The 22971-nt window shown below is 47.1% G+C and carries 22 protein-coding genes and 1 pseudogene; 10 read left to right on the top strand and 13 right to left on the bottom strand.

Annotation, left to right across the window (positions count from 1 at the left end; translation table 11 throughout):
- Positions 1–146 precede the first annotated feature (146 nt).
- The 4 genes from P5674_RS05565 to P5674_RS05550 all read left to right on the top strand — a co-directional run bounded on the left by P5674_RS05565 (position 147) and on the right by P5674_RS05550 (position 3644).
- Positions 147–404, top strand: a complete 258-nt coding sequence (locus P5674_RS05565) for a hypothetical protein (RefSeq protein WP_006618719.1) — start codon at positions 147–149, stop codon at positions 402–404.
- Between the two features lie 93 nt (positions 405–497).
- Positions 498–638 carry a hypothetical protein gene (locus P5674_RS05560; RefSeq protein ID WP_157888675.1) on the top strand — a complete coding sequence of 47 codons (141 nt, stop codon included), beginning with the start codon at positions 498–500 and terminating at the stop codon, positions 636–638.
- 265 nt (positions 639–903) lie between these two features.
- A complete protein-coding gene (gene iscB, locus P5674_RS05555; RefSeq protein WP_315669734.1) occupies positions 904–2175 on the top strand; it encodes an RNA-guided endonuclease IscB in 1272 nt (423 codons plus the stop codon).
- A gap of 95 nt (positions 2176–2270) precedes the next feature.
- The gene (locus P5674_RS05550; protein WP_315642778.1) at positions 2271–3644 is read left to right on the top strand and encodes a tetratricopeptide repeat-containing serine protease family protein; all 1374 of its coding nucleotides are present in this window, start codon (positions 2271–2273) and stop codon (positions 3642–3644) included.
- 90 nt (positions 3645–3734) lie between these two features.
- On the opposite strand, the gene P5674_RS05545 is transcribed toward P5674_RS05550, so the two are convergent.
- The 3 genes from P5674_RS05545 to P5674_RS05535 form a co-directional block, all read right to left on the bottom strand.
- Positions 3735–4031 (bottom strand): hypothetical protein, encoded by a 297-nt coding sequence (locus P5674_RS05545; protein WP_014274672.1) that lies wholly within the window; start codon positions 4029–4031, stop codon positions 3735–3737.
- Positions 4032–4181: 150 nt separating this feature from the next.
- Entirely contained in the window at positions 4182–4571 is a 390-nt protein-coding gene (locus P5674_RS05540) for a hypothetical protein (protein WP_014274673.1), read from the bottom strand.
- The gene (locus P5674_RS05535) at positions 4562–5671 is read right to left on the bottom strand and encodes an AAA family ATPase (protein ID WP_014274674.1); all 1110 of its coding nucleotides are present in this window, start codon (positions 5669–5671) and stop codon (positions 4562–4564) included. Before P5674_RS05535 ends, P5674_RS05540 begins: the two co-directional genes overlap by 10 nt.
- A 17-nt stretch (positions 5672–5688) precedes the next feature.
- Between P5674_RS05535 and P5674_RS05530 the strand changes: the two genes are divergently transcribed.
- Positions 5689–5955 (top strand): tetratricopeptide repeat protein, encoded by a 267-nt coding sequence (locus P5674_RS05530; protein ID WP_231852107.1) that lies wholly within the window; start codon positions 5689–5691, stop codon positions 5953–5955.
- Positions 5956–6046: 91 nt separating this feature from the next.
- Here P5674_RS05530 and P5674_RS05525 read toward each other — a convergent pair whose 3' ends face one another.
- From P5674_RS05525 to ntcA, 5 genes are all read right to left on the bottom strand, one after another.
- A complete protein-coding gene (locus P5674_RS05525) occupies positions 6047–6229 on the bottom strand; it encodes a hypothetical protein (protein WP_231852108.1) in 183 nt (60 codons plus the stop codon).
- 405 nt (positions 6230–6634) lie between these two features.
- Entirely contained in the window at positions 6635–6958 is a 324-nt protein-coding gene (locus P5674_RS05520; protein ID WP_006617537.1) for a DUF760 domain-containing protein, read from the bottom strand.
- Positions 6959–7059: 101 nt separating this feature from the next.
- Positions 7060–7455 carry a pre-16S rRNA-processing nuclease YqgF gene (locus tag P5674_RS05515; protein ID WP_006617538.1) on the bottom strand — a complete coding sequence of 132 codons (396 nt, stop codon included), beginning with the start codon at positions 7453–7455 and terminating at the stop codon, positions 7060–7062.
- Positions 7452–8927 carry a DUF3084 domain-containing protein gene (locus tag P5674_RS05510; protein WP_006617539.1) on the bottom strand — a complete coding sequence of 492 codons (1476 nt, stop codon included), beginning with the start codon at positions 8925–8927 and terminating at the stop codon, positions 7452–7454. The genes P5674_RS05515 and P5674_RS05510 overlap by 4 nt, the downstream gene beginning before the upstream one ends.
- 237 nt (positions 8928–9164) lie before the next feature.
- On the bottom strand, positions 9165–9830 hold the full coding sequence (gene ntcA, locus P5674_RS05505; protein ID WP_014274678.1) for a global nitrogen regulator NtcA: 666 nt from the start codon (positions 9828–9830) through the stop codon (positions 9165–9167).
- 521 nt (positions 9831–10351) lie between these two features.
- On the opposite strand from ntcA, the gene fabI reads away from it, so the two are divergent.
- Positions 10352–11128, top strand: coding sequence for an enoyl-ACP reductase FabI (gene fabI / locus P5674_RS05500; RefSeq protein WP_006617541.1), 777 nt, complete (start codon positions 10352–10354; stop codon positions 11126–11128).
- A gap of 93 nt (positions 11129–11221) precedes the next feature.
- A complete protein-coding gene (gene hisB / locus P5674_RS05495; RefSeq protein ID WP_006617542.1) occupies positions 11222–11869 on the top strand; it encodes an imidazoleglycerol-phosphate dehydratase HisB in 648 nt (215 codons plus the stop codon).
- Positions 11870–12015: 146 nt separating this feature from the next.
- Here the strand turns inward: hisB and P5674_RS05490 are convergent.
- The 3 genes and pseudogenes from P5674_RS05490 to ctpA form a co-directional block, all read right to left on the bottom strand.
- Positions 12016–12243: pseudogene (locus P5674_RS05490) on the bottom strand (S41 family peptidase); the annotation flags it as partial.
- A 166-nt stretch (positions 12244–12409) separates the two neighbouring features.
- Positions 12410–16150 carry a tetratricopeptide repeat protein gene (locus tag P5674_RS05485; protein ID WP_434475120.1) on the bottom strand — a complete coding sequence of 1247 codons (3741 nt, stop codon included), beginning with the start codon at positions 16148–16150 and terminating at the stop codon, positions 12410–12412.
- Positions 16151–16297: 147 nt separating this feature from the next.
- Positions 16298–17521: a carboxyl-terminal processing protease CtpA gene (ctpA, locus tag P5674_RS05480; protein WP_315669852.1), complete on the bottom strand. Its 1224-nt coding sequence runs from the start codon at positions 17519–17521 to the stop codon at positions 16298–16300.
- Between the two features lie 143 nt (positions 17522–17664).
- Between ctpA and P5674_RS05475 the strand changes: the two genes are divergently transcribed.
- From P5674_RS05475 to P5674_RS05465, 3 genes are all read left to right on the top strand, one after another.
- Positions 17665–18642, top strand: coding sequence for a hypothetical protein (locus tag P5674_RS05475; RefSeq protein WP_014274684.1), 978 nt, complete (start codon positions 17665–17667; stop codon positions 18640–18642).
- A 26-nt stretch (positions 18643–18668) separates the two neighbouring features.
- The gene (locus P5674_RS05470; RefSeq protein WP_014274685.1) at positions 18669–20279 is read left to right on the top strand and encodes a bifunctional ADP-dependent NAD(P)H-hydrate dehydratase/NAD(P)H-hydrate epimerase; all 1611 of its coding nucleotides are present in this window, start codon (positions 18669–18671) and stop codon (positions 20277–20279) included.
- 107 nt (positions 20280–20386) lie between these two features.
- Entirely contained in the window at positions 20387–21145 is a 759-nt protein-coding gene (locus tag P5674_RS05465; protein ID WP_006617153.1) for a M23 family metallopeptidase, read from the top strand.
- Positions 21146–21211: 66 nt separating this feature from the next.
- Here the strand turns inward: P5674_RS05465 and P5674_RS05460 are convergent, their stop codons facing one another.
- Both P5674_RS05460 and P5674_RS05455 read right to left on the bottom strand, forming a co-directional pair.
- The gene (locus P5674_RS05460) at positions 21212–21637 is read right to left on the bottom strand and encodes an NUDIX hydrolase (protein WP_006617154.1); all 426 of its coding nucleotides are present in this window, start codon (positions 21635–21637) and stop codon (positions 21212–21214) included.
- Positions 21638–21667: 30 nt separating this feature from the next.
- Positions 21668–22480: an SDR family oxidoreductase gene (locus P5674_RS05455; RefSeq protein WP_006617155.1), complete on the bottom strand. Its 813-nt coding sequence runs from the start codon at positions 22478–22480 to the stop codon at positions 21668–21670.
- Between the last annotated feature and the right edge of the window lie 491 nt (positions 22481–22971).

Genomic DNA, 22971 nt, shown 5'->3' with positions numbered 1-22971 from the left:
ACCTCCCCCAGACTGGCTGTGGTTGGTCTTAACCCGCCATAGCCTAGTCGTCATAGTTAGTTAGAAAATATCCCCCCACAGATAGATAATAATTCCGACCAAATTTGCTATAATTTAACTGGTGTGCAAATCTATAAACAATAATTATGTCAAATTCCCCCAGATTACAAGGAACTGATCTAGTAAATTGTGCGAAATCCAGTGCCAAACAGGGACTAGAGGAAGCTGCCCGCAATTGTGGATATGGAGAAGATATAGAAGCCTTCCAAAGCAGCTTAAAAAAGGCTTGTCATGATATGGGAATCAAGAACATTGAAACCCTCAGCGATCTAATTACCGATCGCCAAAAAATAGTGCAGCAAGGAGGGGTGGAAATTGCCCCAGACAGTGCCAGTTCCCTATAACTGCTAACTCAACCGGATAAATCCTAAATCCTCAGAAGTAAGGAATGGGATAGGTTCAGACTCCTACCCAGTCAATACTTCCATAGGTGCGCCATGAGTCTAGTTAAAAATTGTTTGCGTCCGGTGCAAGCTATAATAGCAGCCGGAGTAATCACCCTGTTATCTGTCAGTAATGCGATCGCCCTAATGGCGGAAGATATCGATCGCATCAGTCAGCACCCCGTACTGAAGTAACGGGGCTTCATGCCTCGGATTCCTCAGTTAGTTGACCAGTCTAAGCCTTAACTGGCTACGTTATTTAAGCCATGATACCTTGAGGTGCTTGCCAGCCTCTCGCTCTATCGTTAACTATTAAACATCTTTACAAGGGGTAAGGAAGTGTAGTTAGCCCAAAAAGCTTTTATAACATTGACGAGGCAAACTTTACCTGCTTTGCAGAGTTGGGGGCAACCATACCCCCACATTTTTAAGGTGACGAGCAATCAGAAGAGACGCAACAATGTCTAATCATGTTTTCGTTTTAGATACCAACCGTAGGCCCCTGACCCCCTGCCAGCCAGGGGTCGCACGGTCCCTACTCAAAGCCGGAAAAGCATCGGTATTTCGACGCTACCCATTCACCATTATTCTCAACAAGGAGGTTGATGCGAATCCTGAACCGCTCGAACTCAAATTAGACCCAGGTTCTAAAGTCACTGGAATTGCCCTGAAGCAAGGGAATCGAATCATCTTTGCTGCCGAGTTGCAGCACCGAGGACAGCAGATAGTAGAAGCCTTACGGTCTCGTCGGCAACTGCGACGTTCTCGACGAAACCGCAAGACCCAATATCGGCCGGCTCGGTTCTTGAATCGGACTCGTCCCCAGGGTTGGTTGGCTCCGAGCTTGCAGCATCGAGTCGATACCCTGATGACCTGGGTTAACCGATTCCGTAGACTTGCCCCAGTGGGCCGCATTGTTCAAGAGCTAGTACGGTTCGACCTACAATTGATGGAAAACCCTGAGATCTCAGGTGTTGAGTATCAGCAGGGAGCCTTACAAGGCTACGAAGTCCGGGAATACCTGTTGGAAAAGTGGGGCCGAACCTGTGCTTACTGTGGTGCTAAACATGTGCCCCTTGAAGTTGAGCATATTCAGCCCCGGTCTAAGGGGGGCTCTGACCGGGTGTCTAACCTGACGATCGCTTGCCACTCATGCAATCAAGCCAAAGGCAATGGGGACATTCGGGATTTTTTATCGGGCCAGCCTGATGTCCTGAGTCGTCTTCTGAGGCAGGCCAAATCACCCCTTAACGATGCGGCTGCCGTTAACTCGACTCGGTGGGCCTTGTTCAAGGCTCTCAAAGCCACAGGACTTCGGGTCACCACAGGAACCGCCGGACAAACGAAGTTCAATCGACTTCGGCTTAACCTACCCAAGGCTCATTGGCTTGATGCTGCCTGTGTTGGAGACGTCGAATCACTCGATATTGTCACGTCAAAACCGTTGCTGATTCTAGCGAAGGGGCATGGAACTCGTCGGATGTGCGGGACGAATAAGTACGGATTCCCCACTCGTCACCGCTCCAGGAAGCAAATTCACAAAGGTTTTCAGACTGGCGATATCGTCACGGCTACGGTCACGGCCGGGAAGAAAATTGGCTCCTATGTAGGACGGGTTCTCTGCCGTGCCTCTGGCAGTTTTGATATGACCACCGCCTCGGGACGGGTGACAGGCATCAACCACAAATACTGCCAACCTATTCACCGAAAGGATGGTTACGCCTATGCTTGAAAGATTCACGGGGACTAAAGTCCCCCGGTCCCGTTTCCTCCCCGGTCTAAAGACACGGGGCTTCCACGCTCCCCAGAGGTTTACGTGAGGGAGACCTGTATTATGTACTGACCGCTAACCATGTTGTCCGCAGTCCCGATGAATACATAATTATCACCCATGACGGCCAAAAATACGCCCTAGACTACGATCGCGTCATTAGACTACCGGGAATCGACTTAGCAGTTTTAGCCTTCAGTAGCGATCGCACCTACCCCCTGGCACAAATTGCCGATTATGATTATGATGCCGAGTCCCGACACATTTTCATTTCCGGCTGGCCAGAATTTCAGCCCCGCCTATTTACCGCCGGGTTACTAATTAGCGAAGCCTACAAACTCGCCTTTGTCAAAGAACCCACCACCCGTGGCTATGACCTATTTTATACCAATTTCACCCAGGTAGGTATGAGTGGGGGGCCGATTTTAGACACCCAAGGTCAGGTAATTGGTATTCATGGAATGTCAGAAGGTCAAATCCTCATAGACCAGATCACCGGAACCAGCAATCGAGTTACAGTAGGCTACAGTGCAGGTATTCCCGTAAACCGATTTTTGCAATCAGGGATTCCCCTTAACCTCAATATCAGCGATCGCCAGCCAGACCCCCCTACTCCCCGGGAATTACAATCTATTTCCGCTTATATGCAGGTTCCCCAAGTTAGCGATCGCTTTAGCGCCATCGACTGGACTAATCGCGGAAATCAGCTTTATCGCCACGAAAGATGGCGAGACTCCTTAGAAGCCTTTGAAAGGGCGATTAACATACAGTCTAATTTTTATCCGGCTTGGTATGGTCGCGGAAATGCCTTATCTTCCCTGAGTCAATACGATGAGGCGATCGCATCCTATGATCGCGCTACCCAACTCCAACCTAATTTTCATCCCGCATGGCGTGATCGTGGGGCGCTATTAATGTCTATCGGTCGCCATGAAGAAGCCTTACAAGCCTTTGACCGCCTCCTACAAATTCAACCTGATGATTATGGGATTTGGTATTTACGAGGCAATATTTTAATGAATCACCTAGATGACTACCCAGAGGCGGCGAAATCTTATACTCGCGCGATCAATATCAAACCTGATTTTACCCCCGCTTTGACAGCTCAAGCCCAAGCCCTATTTCGCCTCGGAGACTATGGAGAGGCGATCGCATCGGTAGACGAATCTCTCCATCACAATCCTCACCAAAGAGAAGCCTGGGTTTTAAGGGGTCAAATCTTTATGGAAATTAAACGTTACGCACAAGCCCTTAATGCCTATAATCGCGCTATTTATCTTGATAGTAACCACTCCCAAAGTTGGTTAGGTAAAGCGATCGCCTATCTGCGACAGGGCCGCGACCAAGAAGCTAAAGATCGCGACCAAAGGGCATTAGAAATCAATCCTGGCGACCTAGAAATTCAACAATTTCTACAAACACTCCCCTAAAAATCAGTAGGGGCAGCTTTGAGCCGCCCCTATGACCAAACTACATTGATGTACCTACACTTTCGCGATCGCCATTTCCCCCAATTGATTTCAACTTTCCGAAAAATTAGTCTCCTCAATCAACTGACGGAGTTTCTTCCATTTTGGTAACCACTCCCAAACCCCATCTGTGTGTTCAATTCTAGTCACAACTCTTTCAATGAATACTTCCTCTGGGTGGTTTTTATTTGAACTATCTTCAAATCCCCAATCACCGAGTTTGTCTCTCATGGCGTAGAGTAAATCCTTCCCCGCAAAATAATGGAGATAATTTTGAAAACGAGATCCTGCTGATTTGAATTTAGGAAGTAAATCCCTGAATTTCCCTTGCACATTTTCGGGTGACACAATTCTCTCGCCCTTATATTCTCTAACAATTTCAGCTATCCTTACTTCACAGTAATCTTCGCCTAGTTTGGGCGGGAATGAATGTCCTTGTCGAACTTTGTCGCCCCAAAAATTCTTAAACTTTTCGCAATCTAAAGCAGTTCTTGCCGCCTAATATGCAGCAATTTTCTCCGCTGCTTGGTCTAAAGCATTCTGATACTCAGAGTTTGATGGTGCTTTCTTTCCTAATGCGTTTCGGACGACTACCGGATCGATTAAATAGTTTTCAATCTCTTTTCTTTCCCACGCCCAACCGACCCATATTTGATCATATACACATCGAATGGGTTCATTGGTTATTTCCCAATCTCGACAATCGAAATCATGATCGACCAAACAAGCTAAATTGGGTTGTCGGTCACGGTCGGCGATAATACTACTCAGAAAGCTGGACGTTTTGCCCCCGAGAGGGCGAATTTCACATTTGGGTAATAACTGACGAATAACTCGAATATCAATGCTTTTCGGACTTCCTTCGCAGTAAAGATTCGTTACAGACACAGCGTTCCTCCCGGTAAACGGTAGGTTTCACTTTCTCCAACAACATTGCTCACCGAGTCAGAGTGAGTGGTAATAATAAATTGACAGGTTGGTTCAATTTTCATCAGTTGGGATACAAAATATTGAGCAGCCGGAGGATGTAAGTTCAAATCTATTTCATCGATTAAGACCACCGAATAAGCAATTTGTTGCCTCACAAATTCATATAACAAAGGAAAAACAGACTGTTCTCCGGCTGACATTTCTTGAACGTCATAGGTTCGATATCCATCATTCAGCAGAAAATAAGTTTCTGAACCTGTCGGATCATTTTGACTGGGCATTTTTTCTATCCCAGCAAATGAGCGATCGGGAAAAACTTTTTTATAAAGTCTTTCTATCTGCAATAAATAACTATTTGAATAATCGCCAATTCCTGATTCTTGGTTTCTGTGCCAATCAATCAGGTATTGTCGTAAAATCCCGACTCCCACATCAAAGGATGCTTCACTACTACTTTCGTTGAGATTGTCTCTGCTACTGTCTGGCTTGGAATGGGAACCTAAGTTCCTGAACTGGTCAAACCAAAAAACTCCGGGAAGTTTGGCAAAATAATGTCGGACAGATTGCTCTCTCCTATTGATCAACCATTGAGCATAATATCTTCCTCTAAATTGGGCGCGTTCTGCGGGAGTATCTCCCGCTTTCCAAAAATCACCGTTTAACAGAAGGCTCACTCTCCGGCTATCTCCCGGTTCGACAAATTCCCGCATTTCTTTGAATTCGTCAGGTTGAGCATCGTACCATTTTTTTGCCAGTTCAGAAGTGGTTTTTAATTCTTCCTCCTCAAATAAAATCTGCATCTCAATCTTTGGTGATCCCCACCTAAAATGGCGACCGGGAAGGAAACCGATCCAGTTAAAATCTGCTACATCTCGAATCCGACCAGTTGCTAAGGCTAAAGGAAGGGCGATCGCCTGTAAGAGGGTCGTTTTACCTGTTCCGTTATCGCCGAGGATCAGATAGCGATCGCTCACCTCGTCCAGAATATTATTCTTGAATGAAATTTCTAGGTCCTGAAATCGTTTGAAGTTTTCGATTTTAATCGATTCTACTTTCATATAATTAAATTTTTTCTGTGCGTGCATCCTACAGCGGTATCTCGGAGATGGCTACCCTTCTCCCGTCACCAATTTTAACCGGAACAGATCGCCTATGTGGATCTCCCAAATTTGAGGCGGCGATCACTTATACTCGCGTGATCAATATCAAACCTGATTTTACCCCCGCTTTCACCGCTAAAGCCCAAGCACTATTTCTCCTGGGAGACTATGGAGAGGCGATCGCCTATCTGCCACAGGGCCGCGACCAAGAAGCTAAAGATCGCGACCAAAGGGCATTATAAATAAATCCTGGCGACCTAGAAATTCAACAATTTCTACAAACACTCCCCTAAAAATCAGTAGGGGCAGCTTTGAGCCGCCCCTATGACCAAACTACATTGATGTACCTACACTTTCGCGATCGCCATCCTCATTCGTGCCTTCATAACCACTTTGAACAACTAGACCGTGGTTGTTGAAGCTTTTCCAGGCAGGCGAATTAGGCGAGGAGATCGCCGCCACATCAGAAACCAAAGCTAGACCCCCACCCGTCGAAGCCACTAGCCCGAGTAACACAATTATTTTCTTCATTTTTCGATGCACCCTGATTTTCTACCTACCCAGTTTTGACCTGGCTGGGTAGCCCCCAGTGGGTTATAGCTATCTCCCACCCGACAGCAAAATTAATCAACTCATAACCCCGGACAGAGGCAGTCCTCTCACCAGAGATTTGTTAACCAATTACCGCTTCGAGCCTAAGTTTATATTGTCTTATACACCTATAGGTTTTGGGTAGTGGGCAGTAACCCATCAGGGGGATAACCACTGATAATCTCAATTTCAAATTTCGATAAACTTATACTTAGTTAGCACGGGGGTCCGGGAGACTAAATATCAAGCAATTGGCAGTTTTTCTGAAGAGGCAAAAAACTTGATGGGAGCCAATTATACTGACTCCCCAGACCTGCTAAATCTTTCCGGTTAACTGTAAATATTGGCAACGGATTTTTCAAACTCCATGCGCTGTTTAGCTTTGTTGAGAAAATATCCATTCATCATCGCAGAAGCTAGAAGACGACCAAGATTTTCACGGCTAGTAGTAATTGTCACATCAAAATGGTCAGAAGGCAATCCACCAAGGATTTGTAGTAGATTATGTTCCATCAATTGAGCTACATCCGGATCAGCTTGGGAGAGTTGGGCTATTGTTTCCGGGGGCATTGATTTCACATATTGCCACAATCCATTACTGCCGGAAAGGCGATCGCCACAAAACTCAGGAACTCCATTTGATTTGTTATTCATTTGCCAGATCCTGTAATAATCTATCTTTAACTACACTATAGCGATATCAGTAGCACCATCGACAGTGATTAAAACCGAACCTCAGTAGACGGCTACCGTAACTAATTTCCCCCCTGATAACGTTCGACTAGGATAATTGCCACGATATCATCAATGGGTCTGGGGGGAACCCGCATCCCCTGGGGTAACAGACGAGATAGACCCTGGGGGGGATACATTTCCCAATAGCGATCGCGTGCTTGCAAAGAACTATAACGCTCATCAACTTCCACTATCTGAATAGACTCGGGAAGAACCGCGCGCATTTGTTGTTTCCAGGTCCGGGAAGTGGTTTGATTTCCCATCACCACCAGTTGCACCGAAAACTGACTACAGAGTGATTCTACCGTGGCGATCGCATCATTCGCCGCCACTACTTGATGGTAATAAACCTGTTGATTGTCCCCTACCACCGCCACCCCGCATTTATCCCGACCCGGGTCAAAACCCAAAATCACCACCGCCAAACCTCCGCCCAATCAATATCATCAAGTTTTCGGGTCTGTTGACGAGTGCTAATCAACACCTCCCCGTTATGACGCGCCAACAAATCCAAGCGCAGGGGACCGATAGTATAAGTATCCTGCGCCGCCACCGCTTGTAGTTCCAAGGTTTGATCATACTCCTCCAACCGCTGAATAAAAGAAATCAGAGTATCTATGCGATCGTCACTCATTTCTATCGAACCATTTACCACCCCTACAAAACGAGCCCTAAAACTCGAAGCATCCAAAAGCTGTTGTAATTGCTGTTGCAGCCTTTCCGAAGTCATAGTAGCCGGATTTAAAGAAGTTCCCGCCACAATTTGACCACTGCTAAATAACAGTTGATTCAGCTCCGCCCTAGTATAAACTGCCACCCGTTTTTCACCCACTAAATAATTAGCAGCCGCGACGATTTGTACCACATACTCCTCACCATCATTAATTTCCTCAATCAGTTCTTCAACCTCAGCTTTAGTAATCATAACTACCATATCTTGATTAGCACTTTGATTACCCATTTGCACAAATCTTAGGGCATTGCGGTTAGCTTCTTGTAGCAGTCTATTTACCGCATCTTTAGAACTGTCTTTATCCCCAATTCTCACCAATCCACTCGCCAGAACTTCACCCCGTTTGAGAGCTACACTACCCTCTCGCAGCATTTGAAAACCCCGTTGAGCATTAGCTTTTTGTTCTTCCAATTGCTGTTGAGCTATTTCCAATTCAGATAAGCGTTTTTCCCGTTCAGCAATCACCATGTCTTGGTCAGCAATTTGGCGATCGCGATCTTCTATCTGAGCCGACACCCTCTCCCGCTGCTCGATTAAATCTTGACGTTCTACTTGTAGTTGATCTATTTCTGTTTCCAGCTCTTTTTTTTGCTGGTATACTTGACTTAATTGAGATTCTATGCTATCTACTTCCGCCTCAATCTCAGTTTTCGCCGCTTCCATTTGACTGAGTTGATTCTGAAGTTGATGCAATTCACTCTCCGTATTTTCCAGGCGACTTTGAGCCCTTTCCAATTCTTGCTCACGTTCGGATACTTCTACCTTAGCATTATTGAGAGAAGAATTAATTTCGTTTAAGTAATCAACCGCTGCTTGTAGTTCATTTTGAGCCTGTATTAACTCCGATTCTACCCGATGCTTTTCTACCTGAGCCTGGGTCAAATCCTTACGAGCCTGATTGAGTCTATCCTGAATTTGGTCAATAGTAAACACACCCCGGCGCAGAGGTTTACTGGTCGCGAATAAAATCACTAAGGTTAAGGCTGAAAGCATAGTTCCCGTGGCCATAGTCACCACAGCCGCCGTTTTTTTGGGGCGCATTTTAAATAAACTGAGGCGAGCCTTACCAACCTTAGTCCCGAGGCGATCGCTCACCACCGCGATCACCCCTCCCAGAGTGAGAATAGCAATAACAAAAATAAAAGCAGCGGTCATATCAGTTTCAAGGCTAGGGGTTAGAATATTCGATTAATCCTCCATTGCTATCATCTTCCATTGTGAAGCTAATTTTTCCAAGTTGCAATAGTTATGGACTATCCCGGCTCAAAAAATCGGGAAGCCTGGGGAGTAACGAATCGAGATCATCCCCAAAACCAGAACGGTATATGATTATTGTTAAGCTCAAGCTGAGAGCAACTTCTGGTGAGGCTGTGACAGCCAGCGGATAATTTTTCAGGTAAATTGTTGGCTCAGGGTAACAGGATTATGAACAGTAATTTTCTTTTTATAAATCGAGATCATATTTTTCTGTCGTAAGTCTCCCAAAAGTCGAGTTACAGTCACTCGTGTTGAGCCAATAGCCTCAGCGATCGCCTGATGGGACAATTTGAGATCAATACGAATCCCATCTCGACCGGGAACCCCAAAATCTCGACACAAAATCAATAAAAAACTCACCAATCGCGATCCCATATCCCGATGCGCCAAAGTTTCGATCATCATCTCCGTTTGCAGAATGCGAGACGACAGACCCCGCAACATCACCATAGACAATTCGGGATCACTTTTCAGAGCCTTTTCCACCTGTTCAATGGGAACAGAAAGCAATTCCACCTGGGTAAAAGCCACCGCATGGTAAAACCGATCAGACTTATGACCCGTAATCAGCGAGAGGACACCAAAGACACTATTTTCCCTAAGTAGAGCCACAGTGATTTCCTCTCCCGCCTCATAAACCCGAGACAGCTTCACGGCTCCCTTAATTAAGACATAAACCCGCTCGGCTGGATCACCGGGGAAAAATATAGTTTTACCACGGTCAAAACTCTCCACCACAGGGGGAAACGCTCCGCCACCAATTTGACGGAACACTGATGCTAACGGTCTATCATACGTCACTGACCCGATTCCTTCCACTTAACCACTGCGCTAGTTTGACTCTGACTTGAACTGACTTTAAATGTTCACCGACTCGATGCTTTCAAATCTGGCGACCAAAACCCTCGTGCAGATTAAACTCTATTGACATCCTCCCTCGTTAAGCGAAAGATTATAATGGGAGATCCCCTAACACTCACCTAGAGTCATTCCCTGGCACAAAGGTTTTTACCCTGACCTGGAATCAAAATTGTGAGTATCTCAGTACGTCCATTTATACAGGTCATTGGTTTCATGTCTACCCAGAGTATATCTAAGCCAACGGAGTTGGTGTCGAAAAAACGACTCAATTGCCATATTTTGGCGATGCCAAAGATTTTGACCTGAAATTAGCCACCTGCGATCGTGAACTGGGTGCATACTATGCCCGCCGGCTCCTGATTCATCTAGGCACGCCAAAGGGATTCTACCACCAAACCTCTTGTTTTCAACCCCCAATTGTGGGAGTTTTCTCGTCCCCTTTTCAAATACAATAATCTACTATGTTGGATTTAAACGGAAAAAACGCACTGGTCACTGGCATTGCTAACGAGCGTTCCATCGCTTGGGGTATTGCCCAACAACTCCACTCCTGCGGTGCTAACCTAGGAGTCACCTATCTACCCGATGACAAGGGACGGTTTGAAAAAAAGGTTCGCAGTCTAGTCGAACCACTCAATCCCAGTATCATCATGCCCTGTAATGTCCAGGATGATGCACTGGTAACATCCCTATTTGATACCATTCGAGACCAATGGGGGAAACTCGATATCCTCATCCACTGTCTGGCTTTTGCTGGTAAGGAGGAACTATCGGGAGACTTTAGCACCGTTTCCCGTGAGGGTTTTACTCGCGCCTTAGATATTAGTTCCTACTCCCTGGTACAGTTGAGTGGCGCTGCTAAACCCTTGATGACCTCTGGTGGTAGTATTGTCACCCTCACCTATTTAGGGGGAGTTAGGGTAGTTCCCAACTATAATGTCATGGGAATTGCTAAAGCTGCCCTAGAAATGAATGTCCGCTATTTGGCGGCTGAATTTGGACCCTTGGGGATTAGGGTTAATGGCATCTCCTCTGGACCGATTCGGACTTTGGCTTCCTCAGCCGTTGGCGGCATTTTAGATATGATTCATCATGTCGAGGAAATTGCCCCCCTAAAGCGGACTGTCACCCAGACTGAAGTAGGAAATACCGCCGCCTTCCTATGCAGTGATCTCTCCAGTGGGATTACTGGCCAGATAATTTATGTCGATTCTGGTTACTGTATCATGGGAATGTAGCCACAAATCCTAATGGTTATCATGGGACTCGGGGAGCGGTGAAATTAACTGTTCCCTGTTCCCACTCAGTTAAAGCTCCCTAAATTATTGACTATGCAAACTCGCGATCGCCCATCAACTTCTACACCAGGAACTAACCCTAATATCAAGCATAACCGCATTGCCACTGTTAAGCGTACTACTGGGGAAACTGATGTTTCTGTGACGGTAAATTTGGACGGTACAGGTAGCTGTGATGTGGCTACCGGAGTGCCTTTTTTAGACCATATGCTACACCAAATTGCCTCCCACGGTTTATTGGATTTGGAGATTAAAGCCGTCGGGGATACTCATATTGATGATCATCATACTAATGAGGATGTGGGCATTACCTTGGGTCAGGCTTTGGCAGCAGCTACAGGCGATCGCAAAGGAATTGTCCGGTTTGGGCATTTTGTCGCCCCCCTTGATGAAGCCTTAGTACAAGTATCCCTAGATTTTTCCGGTCGTCCTCACCTTAGCTATGGCTTGGAAATTCCCACACTCCGGGTAGGAAACTATGATACCCAGTTAGTGCGAGAATTTTTTGTGGCTGTGGCTAATAACAGTTTAATGACCCTTCATATTCGCCAGTTGGACGGGATCAATTCTCACCATATTATTGAAGCGGCATTTAAAGCCTTTGCGCGATCGCTCAGAATGGCCCTAGAAATCGATCCACGTCGTGCGGGTACTATTCCCAGTTCCAAAGGCGTTTTATAACTCATCGAAAACTTGGGGTGGGAAGGCGACCCACCCTACACCAGGGAGAGACGGCTATCAAAGAAGGTGCGTCCCCAGTCTACTTATCTCTTTTTCCGTTAGTTATGAGAAGGTGACGCACCCTACACTGGGGAGAGACAGAAGGTCTACATTTGATACCTCAATAAATCAACGGCTTCTTGATATTGGGGGTCGGCTTCTGTTGCTAATTGCGATCGCATTAAATTAGGACTTTTCACAATGCGATCGGGCATAATTCCTTGTTGGTTAATATCAGTATGGTTAGGGGTTTCATAATGAGCCACTGTCACCGCCAACCCCGCACCATCAGACAAATCAAACAGGGATTGAATTAAGCCTTTCCCAAAGGTTTTTCACTCCCCAACCCATAGGCACAATTCCGGTCGGGACAATTAACTTATCGAATTATCTGCTGTGTTTAAATCATCTCGATCCGATAACGGCATGGTTTGGGCTAACAAAGGTTGGCAATTTTTCCATGCAGTCTACCTATTTTAAGTCCGGCTTTGGGGATTTCTCTTAACCCTTAATTTGACGAACTACGAGACGATAGAGGATGAGTAAAACCCCCCCAATCAACACCAAGGGGAAAGCCACCAGACCCCCGACAAAACACAGCATCAGATGAAGTTTACCCCGTTCGGAGAATTTTACCAGTTTTTTCAGCCAATTAGGAATGGGGTAAGCATCAAGGGGTAAATTCAGTTCTTGATAAATTTCTATGGCTTGCTGTGAGGCGGCAAACCCCTCTTGGTAGCGTCCTAGGGCCTTGTAAGCGTTGCCTAAACCGATTAAAGAATTGGCTTCACCCTGTCGGTCGCCGATTTCCCGTGCGATTTCCAGAGATTCTTCGTAAACGGCGATCGCCTCTTGGTAGCGTCCTAGGGAATAGTAAGCATTGCCTAAACCGATTAAAGAATTGGCTTCACCCTCTCGGTCGCCGATGTCCCGTTTGATGTCCAGAGATTCTTCGTGAAAGGCGATCGCCTCTTGGTAGCGTCCTAGGGAATAGTAAGCAATGCCTAAACCGATTAAAGAATTGGCTTCACCCCGTCGGTCGCCGATGTCCTGTGCGATTTCCAGAGATTGTTGGTAAAAGGCGATCGCCTCTGGGTAGCGTCCTAGGGAATAGTAAGCATTGCCTAAATTGTTTAAAGAAGCGGCTTCACCCTGTCGGTCGCCGATGTCCCGTTTAATTTCCAGAGATTGTTGGTGAAAGGCGATCGCCTCTTGGTAGCGTCCTAGGGAATCGTAAGCATTGCCTAAATTGTTTAAAGAATTGGCTTCACCCTGTCGGTCGCCGATGTCCCGTGCGATTTCCAGAGATTGTTGGTAAAAGGCGATCGCCTCTGGGTAGCGTCCTAGGGAATAGTAAGCATTGCCTAAATTGTTTAAAGAAGCGGCTTCACCCTGTCGGTCGCCGATGTCCCGTGCGATTTCCAGAGATTGTTGGTGAAAGGCGATCGCCTCTTGGTAGCGTCCTAGGGCCTTGTAAGCAACGCCTAAATTGTTTAAAGAAGCGGCTTCACCCTGTCGGTCGCCGATGTCCCGTTTAATTTCCAGAGATTGTTGGTAAAAGGCGATCGCCTCTTGGTAGCGTCCTAGGGAATCGTAAGTGTTGCCTAAATTGTTTAAAGAAGCGGCTTCATTCTTTCGGTCGCCGATTTCCCGTGCGATTTCCAGAGATTGTTGGTGAAAGGCGATCGCCTCTTGGTAGCGTCCTAGGGCCCTGTAAGCAATGCCTAAATTGTTTAAAGAAGCGGCTTCACCCTGTCGGTCGCCGATGTCCCGTGCGATTTCCAGAGATTGTTGGTAAAAGGCGATCGCCTCTGGGTAGCGTCCTAGGGAATAGTAAGCATTGCCTAAATTGTTTAAAGAAGCGGCTTCACCCTGTCGGTCGCCGATGTCCCGTTTAATTTCCAGAGATTGTTGGTGAAAGGCGATCGCCTCTTGGTAGCGTCCTAGGGAATGGTAAGTGTTGCCTAACGAAGTTAAACAGGCCCCATATCGCCAATCGTCTCGACGGGGCAGATTTTCGACTAATTGCTGGTAGAGTTCTGCAAGGAGTTCATTATTACCCTGTAAACTCAGGAAGTCAGCGACATCACCCCCATTCCGAATGACATCAAACGCCGCCTCATACTCTCCCAACTCACAGCGATGATAAAACACCTCCAAATATTCCCGCACATCCTCCACTGTCTGCCACTCCGCCCGAGGCTTCATACCACTCATATAAAACTCGATCGCCTGTAAATGCGCCTCCCACAAATCCCCCAAGCGAAACTTGAGATACTCAGCAATAAAAGGGAGGAATCGATACCCCTGAGCCTCCGCCAGTAAAAACCCCCGTTTCGCCAACCCCCGCAACTCATTCTGAGCCACCGTCTCCCCAATCATGGCACTGGCCACCGTCCCATCAAAGGCTTGACGCAACACCACCAACGACAGCAACAGCCGCCGCCATTTCTCCGACAAGCCGTTAAAACTCGCATCCAACACCGCCACCAACTGCACTACCTCCTGACGGTGGTATCCCTTTAACCGCGACATCAACAGCCCCACATCCGCAATTCCCAACCCCGCCAACTGACCAATCGTCGCCTCATCCCCCAACTCATCATGCAGCAACCCCGCCACCAGTTTCAGCATCAGGGGATGTCCATTCACCTGGTTAACAAACTCCTGCAATTCCGCCTCGGTTCCCCCCACCGCCAACTCCCGCAACAGTTGCGCCCCCTCCCTCGCTGAGAGTCCCCCTAGGGCTAATTCTGTGGGGTTCTCCTGCACCAACTTAGGCGCAACTTGAGTCGTCACCAGAATTTCCGTCTGGTGACAGGCCCCCAGCCACCGCTGCAAAAAGTCTTGATAGGCTTCATCTTGCAATACCGACTCCAAATTATCCAACACCAGCAAAAAGCGCCGCCGTTGCAGACAATGAACCAAGACATTGGTTAAGCGAGTCTCTGGGATTTGTTCCAACTCCTGGGGGGAGAGTTTGCCCAACTCCTGCAATATCCCGCGAGCCACAAGGGAATAACTCGGACGCTGTCCCAAATCCAGCCACAATTTATCCTCAAAATCCGTCCGCTCCTGAAACAACTTCGCCGCCAGGGTGGATTTGCCCATCCCCGGCAATCCCACAATCACCCCCAGTTTCGTATTCTCATCATCCAGCCAACGGTTAACTTGGCTCAATTCCTCTTCCCGTCCCTGCCAATTCGTCACCTTGGGCGGGTTGGTATCCAAGCTGAAGGAAATAGCTTGAATCCCCGATGTATCCCGCTCCAAGAACGCCACAACCATCTCGAAGCCCGTTTCGAGCGTTTCTTGTAACTGTTGATTCTGTTGGCTGAGATTGCCCAATCCTTCCCTGAGCGTTTCCTGCACACTCTGTAATTCCTGTTGCAACTCAGCCCGCATCTCGTCAATTTTCCCCTGAGTGATGCCCAACTCCTGCAACACCTCCCCAAAGCCAGACTGAATCTGGTTTCCCAACTCCTGGAACCGTTGCGAATCGGTCTCTAACTCCTGTCGCAGTCGCGTCACCGCCGCTAATTCTGCCTGTAAGTCCTGTATCTGGGTTTGGGAACTGGTGTTGAGCAACTCCTCCAAAATCCCCTGCATTTCCCCCAGCAGGGAGAGCGTCAAGCCAGCGAAAGCCCGTCCCCCTTCTTCAAAATCCCCTTTCAACACTTCCCGCAAGGCGAAAGCAAACTTCTCTCGCAACTGGGTCGCCACTTCCTGCACGACATTTTCGGGCAATTCCACCTTAGCCCCCGGACAGAGCCAATGTTTCAGTAATATCTGCCAATCCTCTGCGGTCAAGACCGTTTGAGCGACATACTCCCGCGTACCCCCTCGAAATAGCTCTGTAAGCTCCGTTTCTTGGATTGGGTTAAAATTAACCTTTTTCCCCTTTTTTAAGGCTTCCGCGACTTCTTGCCAGGCTTTGAGGGTATATTTAGCCAGGGCTGCTAGTTTTTTAGTGGAGTGGGGATAGGTTCCGGCTTCGGCGATGCTTTTGATAATCAGGGAGATAGCCAACCCGGTCGCCTGGGTTAAATCATGGTTGCCTAATTTGTCTTGACTCCCTTTCAGGCGAACAGCAATATGCTTGAGGTGTTGGGGAACCATATCATTGGCGACAATGCCCCCAGCCACGGAGGTGGCGATCGCTCCTAGGGAGCCACCGCACACCGTCCCACCCACCAATACGGCAGTCGCGATCAATAATCGATGCTGAGGCTTAGTGAGAATATCCACTGCTCTCTACTGGTCAATGGCGGGTTTTCGGGGGGATTCTCACTGATTATACACTATAAATCACAGTTGGGGACTCAACGGCGATCGCATCCAAACTATCAGCCCTTTTGTGAGAATTTACCTCTCCCAGAGCCAGAGGGTTTACATTATTTGCCCTCTCAATAAATCAACGGCTTCTTGATATTGGGGGTCGGCTTCGGTGGCTAATTGCGATCGCATTAAATTAGGACTTTTCACAATGCGATCGGGCATAATTCCTTGTTGGTTAATATCAGTATGGTTAGGGGTTTCATAATGAGCCACTGTCACCGCCAACCCCGCACCATCAGACAAATCAAACAGGGATTGAATTAAGCCTTTCCCAAAGGTTTTTTCACCCACCAATAAAGCCCGGTGGTTATCCTGAAGCGCACCCGCCAGAATTTCGCTGGCGCTGGCTGTACCACCATTAACTAATACCACTAACGGCGCATCAGTTAAAGCCGATCGCGTTGAATCAAAACCTCCTAAAGACCCTCGCCTATCTACAGTATAAACTATCGCCCCTTGATTTAACCACAACCGAGCAATTTCTACCCCCGACTGTAGCAGTCCACCCGGGTTATTTCGCAAATCCAAAATAAAACCCTGAGCCCCAGCATTGATTAGGTTATTAATCCCATTAGTCACCTCACTGGTCGCATTGGCGCTAAACTGTCGCAAGCGCAGATAACCAAAAGCTAAATTATCCTCCGTTTTTCTCAGTTCGTAAACCACCGGATTTAGTGTAATGTGGTCTCGTAATAATTTGAAATCCTTAGTTGACTGATTTTCCGCAGATTTTACAGTTAAAACTACCTGAGTTCCGGGGTTGCCTCGCATCTTCGCCGCCGCCTCATCCAAGGTCATCTTATCAGTCGAAAAACCATCAATTTTCAGAATGCGATCGCGCGGCTTAATTCCCGCATCATCAGCCGGAGAACCATCAAGGGGAGTCACCACCACCAGCGCCCCCGTCTCAGCCTCCTTAGCAATTTGTAACCCCACTCCCGTCAATTCTCCAGAGGTACTAACTCGCAGACTCCGATATTGTTCCGGTCTCAACAACCTGGTAAACGGATCATCAAGACTCGCCAACATTTCCTCAATAGCCAGATAAGTTTCCTCCCGATTTCTGAGAGGTTTCTTAATTTGTTTTTCCCGCAATAACCACCAATTTTGATGATTAAAACTCTCATCAACATAGGCGCGGTTCACAATACCCCAACTCTCGCTCAGAAGTTTCTGTTCATCCGTCAGCGCCCAAGCCGGTTGCACAACTACTCCCCAAACTAGGATAATCGGTAGCAAGGCGGCGAGGACACAAGAAACCAATCGTCTCGGCATAATAGCAAATTTTATGTTCTTTTCCAACATTGATGATGAGATGTTATCAATTTTAGCAAATCTAAATGATCCGAAACTCCGCCATATATGGCTATAATTGTTTCAGGCTTGGTAGGCTAACCCCCCCCATGGAGGAACTGACATTGACTGTAACTTCTCTTGAAAACCAAAACAAGTCCCCGATCCAGTTTACCTTTCGATGGGCGGGGAATGGGCGATGGCTATCACTATTGCTCCTGGGAGGATACTTAACCTTAACATCCCCACTCGCCCAAGCACAACAGCAACGCTACGGGGTCTATGTCTCAGGGGATAATCCCCTCCTGCTGGAAATAGTCCAACAGGTACAACCAGGAGCCATAATCAAAAGATATGGCGATCGCATTGTAATTGATGCCGGCATTTATTTCAATCAGACCCAAGCCCAACAACTCGTATCAAGTCTCAGACAAAGGGGAGTTCAAGCCCAAATTACCGATTTCCGCAATACTCCCGAATTTCAGAACTCCATAAATGTCAGCCCCCTGGTAGTTCCCCCACAACGAGGGTCAACCCCACCCATTCAAACCAATATTAGACTAAATACTATTCGCCCCACCACTGACCTAGGACTTTATCAAGTCTATATCAGACCTGGTGCAGCATCCCTAGACCAAGTGCGACAGGTATCCCCCAATGCACAAATTGTTCAATATCAGGGTGTCCCCGTAATTCAAGCCGGTAGTTTTGTCAACTTGTCCAACGCTGAACAACTCCTCAGTCAACTAATTCTCAGACGCATTCGAGGAGAAGTCGTCGCCTCTCGCGGACAATTGGAAATTTTACTCGGTTTACCCACTCAGACCCCTACTCCTATTCCCGCAGCGTCAGGTATTAACCTGGGACTAAGTGATACTGATGGCTATTTTGTATTAATTCCCACACCAGCCGCAGAACTATCTAGGACCGCTGAAAATGCCATCGCTTTAGGTGTACCTCAAAACAGCATTATCATTCGTGACCACTTCGCTGACCCCTTGGTAGCCGTTGGACCTTTTGCTGATTTGGGACTCGCCCAAGAATGGGAAAATTATCTCACAGATTCGGGAATTGGCTCCGCTCAAATATATTTTGGCAGATAGTCCCATTACTGTTACCATGATTAACAATGGCAGGCACTCCTAATCATTTTCAACTTATCCAACAGTTCGCTGTGACCGCAGCCCAAATGCAAGCCATAGAAACTCGCATTTTTGACGCGGGAATGCCTGTGGCAGCTTTAATGGAAAAGGTCGCCCTCAATATTACCCGCCGCCTATTGTCGATTTTACACTCTGAGCATACCAGCACACCAATCAAGTTAATTGGGGTTTTGGTGGGACCGGGGCATAATGGGGGTGATGCTTTGGTGGTGGCGCGGGAATTATACTATCGCGGTTATGGGGTTCTGTTATATTCTCCCTTCAGCCAACACAAGCCACTCACCGCCGATCATCTTCGATATGCTGCTAGTCTCGGTATTCAAACTGTAGAGGCGATCGCCCAATTAGCACATTGTGATCTAATTATCGATGGGATGTTTGGCTTTGGCTTAGAACGTCCTATCCAGGGGGATATAGCACAAATAGTCGAAACTGTCAATAGTTGGCATCAGCCCGTTTTTAGCATTGATATCCCATCAGGTATCCATACTGACACAGGATTAGTCCTCGGAAAAGCTATTAAGGCAACAAAAACTTTCTGTTTGGGGTTATGGAAATTAGCCTTTTTGCAGGAACAAGCCCTACCATGGTTGGGAACTTCCGAGTTAATTGATTTTGATATCCCTTTAACTGATATTCATGCCGTCCTGGGGGTGTCTCCCCCACTACAGCGACTAACTCCCCAATGGGCGATATCTCATTTACCTATCCCCCTCCCCCAAAATACCCATAAATATAAACAGGGTCATTTATTAATTATTGCCGGTTCCCGTCGTTATACCGGGGCGGCGCTATTGTCAGGCTTGGGGGCGCGAGCTAGTGGCGTGGGAATGCTATCAATAGCTGTCCCGGAGTCTATCAAGCCTCTGTTGAGTTTTCAACTACCCGAAGCCTTGATTATCGGTTGTCCAGAAACCGAGCTGGGTGCGATCGCCTCTATTGCTGATCATATAAACTTGGATAGTTATGATGCGATCGCCTGTGGTCCAGGTTTAACCCCTGAGAATGTCTCCCTCATTCAGACAGTATTAAATAGCCATAGACCCCTAGTCCTAGACGCTGATGGCCTGAACCTGTTAGCCCAACTAGACCCCGTGACTACCCTATCTAACCGTCAGGCTGCCACCATTCTCACCCCCCACCGTGGAGAGTTTAAACGCCTGTTTCCCCAACTAAATGATAAATCACATAGCTCTATGGAAGGGAGTAGGGCAGCAGCCCGTTTAACTGGCGCTGTGGTCATTTTAAAGGGTGCGAGAACCTGCATTGCTACTCCCCAGTCAGTAATCATTAACCCAGAAAGTAGCCCCGCCCTAGCCCGTGGGGGCAGTGGCGACGTTCTCACTGGTTTGTTAGGGGGCTTACTCGCTACCCAGTCTCGACAGTCACAGCCCCCAGAATTAAGCGCTCAAGTCGCCGTTTGGTGGCACTCACTCGCTGGTATAGTGGCAGCAGGCGATCGTACTGAATTGGGAGTCGATGCTTTTACCTTAACTAAGTATCTCAACTTAAAGCAGTTGTTAACACATTTCCCCCAGTTCACTCCTAATAGCAATGTACCTATATACAACAACTAACAGCTTAATTATGGTTTACCTTTCCTACTCCCTATCCTTCCCTGCCTAGATACAGCTATATCATTAATTCCTTAACTTAAACTTAGCCAAATACCCGGTAACTAATCATGAAAATTATCATACAACAGAACACCGTCTTAAAACAGAAACCTGTCGCATCCAATGAACTAAATTCCGCTGATAAAATCTCTATCTATGCTGGCAACCAATACGAAATTACCGACTATAAATCAGCCGGATATGGACACTTAGAAATTAAATTTAGACCACCCTATCCCGGACAACGGGAAACCTGGTATATATTCGCCCCTCACATTCAACTTATAGATGATAAAATAGGCAGCATTAATCAGCCCGTAAACATTAACACTCCCGTAGATACCAATAGCCCGGTCAGCAGTCCCAAACCCGCAGCTACCGTTTCCAGTAGTTGGAAATGGCCGATGCGCGGCACTAGCATGGGACCTAGAACTGAGTTTGGTTATGCAAGGGGGAGACTTCATGCTGGCGTTGATATTGGCGGATATACTCCTGATGAATGTTATGCTGCTAGTAATGGGGTTGTGGAGTATGTTAAAAATAATACCAGCGGCGCAGATGGTCGGTCTATTCATATTCGCCGCCCTGACGGTTGGGAACATCGATATTTGCATTTGCGGTCAATTAGAGTCAGGGTAAATGATCACGTTTCCCAAGGACAATTAATCGGAATTAGAGGCGGTTCTGGTTTTGGCTACGAAGGGCGAGAAATTGATGGCGGCGGCTATTCTATCCATCTCCATTTTGAAATTCGCCGACCTGACGGGACTCCCGTAGACCCCCGCCTATTTCTTCCTAATGATGGTAGTGTCCCTATTGTCGGATAATCGACAAGTGGCGGCGGGCGATCGCAAATCGCCATATTTCCTGGGAATTGGAAATTTACCCCGTGCCTATGCCTGAAGAAAATCTAGTAAAATTAGGCGGTGAGGTTCGCCGATCGCTTTCAACATTCCCGCTTGTTTAGAATAGGCTTGTCCGGCTATAATATCACCACGGCTTACCAGTTCCATATCCCACCCCTCCCCTAAAATCAGTTGCTCAAGACCTACTTCTAGGGGTCCGTGAAATACATGGCGCACTACCTCTTCTGTCCCATAAGTGCCAAACTCATATAGGGAGGTCGGGACATAGCCAATTTCTTCGAGTAATTCCCTTTTCATGGTTTCTAGGGGGGTTTCCATGGGTTCTATATGACCCCCAAACATCCCCCAAACCCCAGGATAAACTATGGTGGGGATATCGTCCCTTAGCTGTAGGAGAATTTTGTCGGACTGGTACAAAATGGCGATCGCTACTTCTCGAGCCGGTTTTGACATCATCTGGTAATATGGGTTCTATGGTGGTTATCATTGGTGCTGTTTGGAGATTTTAGCCACTAGGCGGTCAAAGTACCAGTTAAGTCCCGGTGATACCAAGCTGTGAAGGCGGTTCAGTAGCGTCATTTCTATTCCCGGAGTGATCGCAAACTCCCCCTTTTCCAGACCTCGGACAATAGCCTCGGCGACATCTTCTGGTTTCCAAATTCCAGCCGTCGCGGTTATCTCTTGGGTTTCTGGGGGTTTAGTCAAGTTTTCTGTCCTCAGTTGTGGCGTATCTGTGTCGGGTGGGTATACTACTGCTATCTTTATTCCCAATGGCTTTAATTCGCCCCGTAAAGCCTCCGCTAACCCCCGTAAGGCAAATTTGCTAGGAGAGTAGGCGGCATAGCCATAAAGCCCCATTAAACCCGCCCCAGAAGATATCAAAACTACTGTCCCTTTTCCCCGTTTTACCATCAGCGGCACTACTGCTTTTACTGAGTATAGCGCCCCAAAATAGTTCACTGACATTGTTTGTTCAAAGACTTTTACGGGCATTTCGAGGAAATAACCAGGATAGGCTACACCCGCTGATATCACCAATATATCCGGTGTACCTAGCCGATCGCATGAGTTCATCATAGCAGCTTCTATCTCCAGGCGATCGCTCACGTCCGCCACCAAGGTCAACACCTCTCGCTCAGGACACAACTTCTCTAGTTCCCTCGCCGCCTTTTCTAATTTTTCACCATCACGGGCAATTAGGGTAATATTAGCCCCTGCCTCCATTAGCAGTTTCGCTGTCTCTAAGCCTATCCCACTAGAACCACCCGTGATTATTCCATGTTCTACTTTCATCATAGAATTAATTTATCCACAGAGGCGATCGCCAATTGACACTCTCGGCAACTCATGCTACTATGTATGTATAAAGTTTAAAATTGAAACTTGTGTGTTTTTTAAATAATAGTCAATATTCCCATTATGATATAGACTATCACAGGCGCGACCGAAAAGCAACCCCTCACCCAAAAAAAAGGGATTTTTTTTACATTTCTTAACAAAACTTAACACAATGAGATTGATTGAAGGTGCGTCAGTCAGTGGGTGGTTGGGTGTTGATATAGTCCTGTGCTTCTGACGCACCCTACCATAAGGAAGGAAGGTTGGGGAAGGTTGGGGAATTTTCGGGGTTATAGGCTGACACACTCTACCATAACCATTGAAGGTGCGTCAGTTAGTGGGTGGCTGGGTGTTGATGTAGTCCTGTGCTTCTGACGCACCCTACACTATGGAAGGTTGGGGAATTTTCGGGTTATAGGCTGACACACTCTACCATAACCATTGAAGGT

Source organism: Limnospira sp. PMC 289.06 (assembly GCF_032350395.1).
In the GTDB taxonomy this organism is placed as follows: Bacteria; Cyanobacteriota; Cyanobacteriia; order Cyanobacteriales; family Microcoleaceae; genus Limnospira; species Limnospira platensis.
The sequence above is the reverse complement of the archived record's forward strand: the minus strand, read 5'-3'. Positions and strand labels throughout refer to the sequence as shown.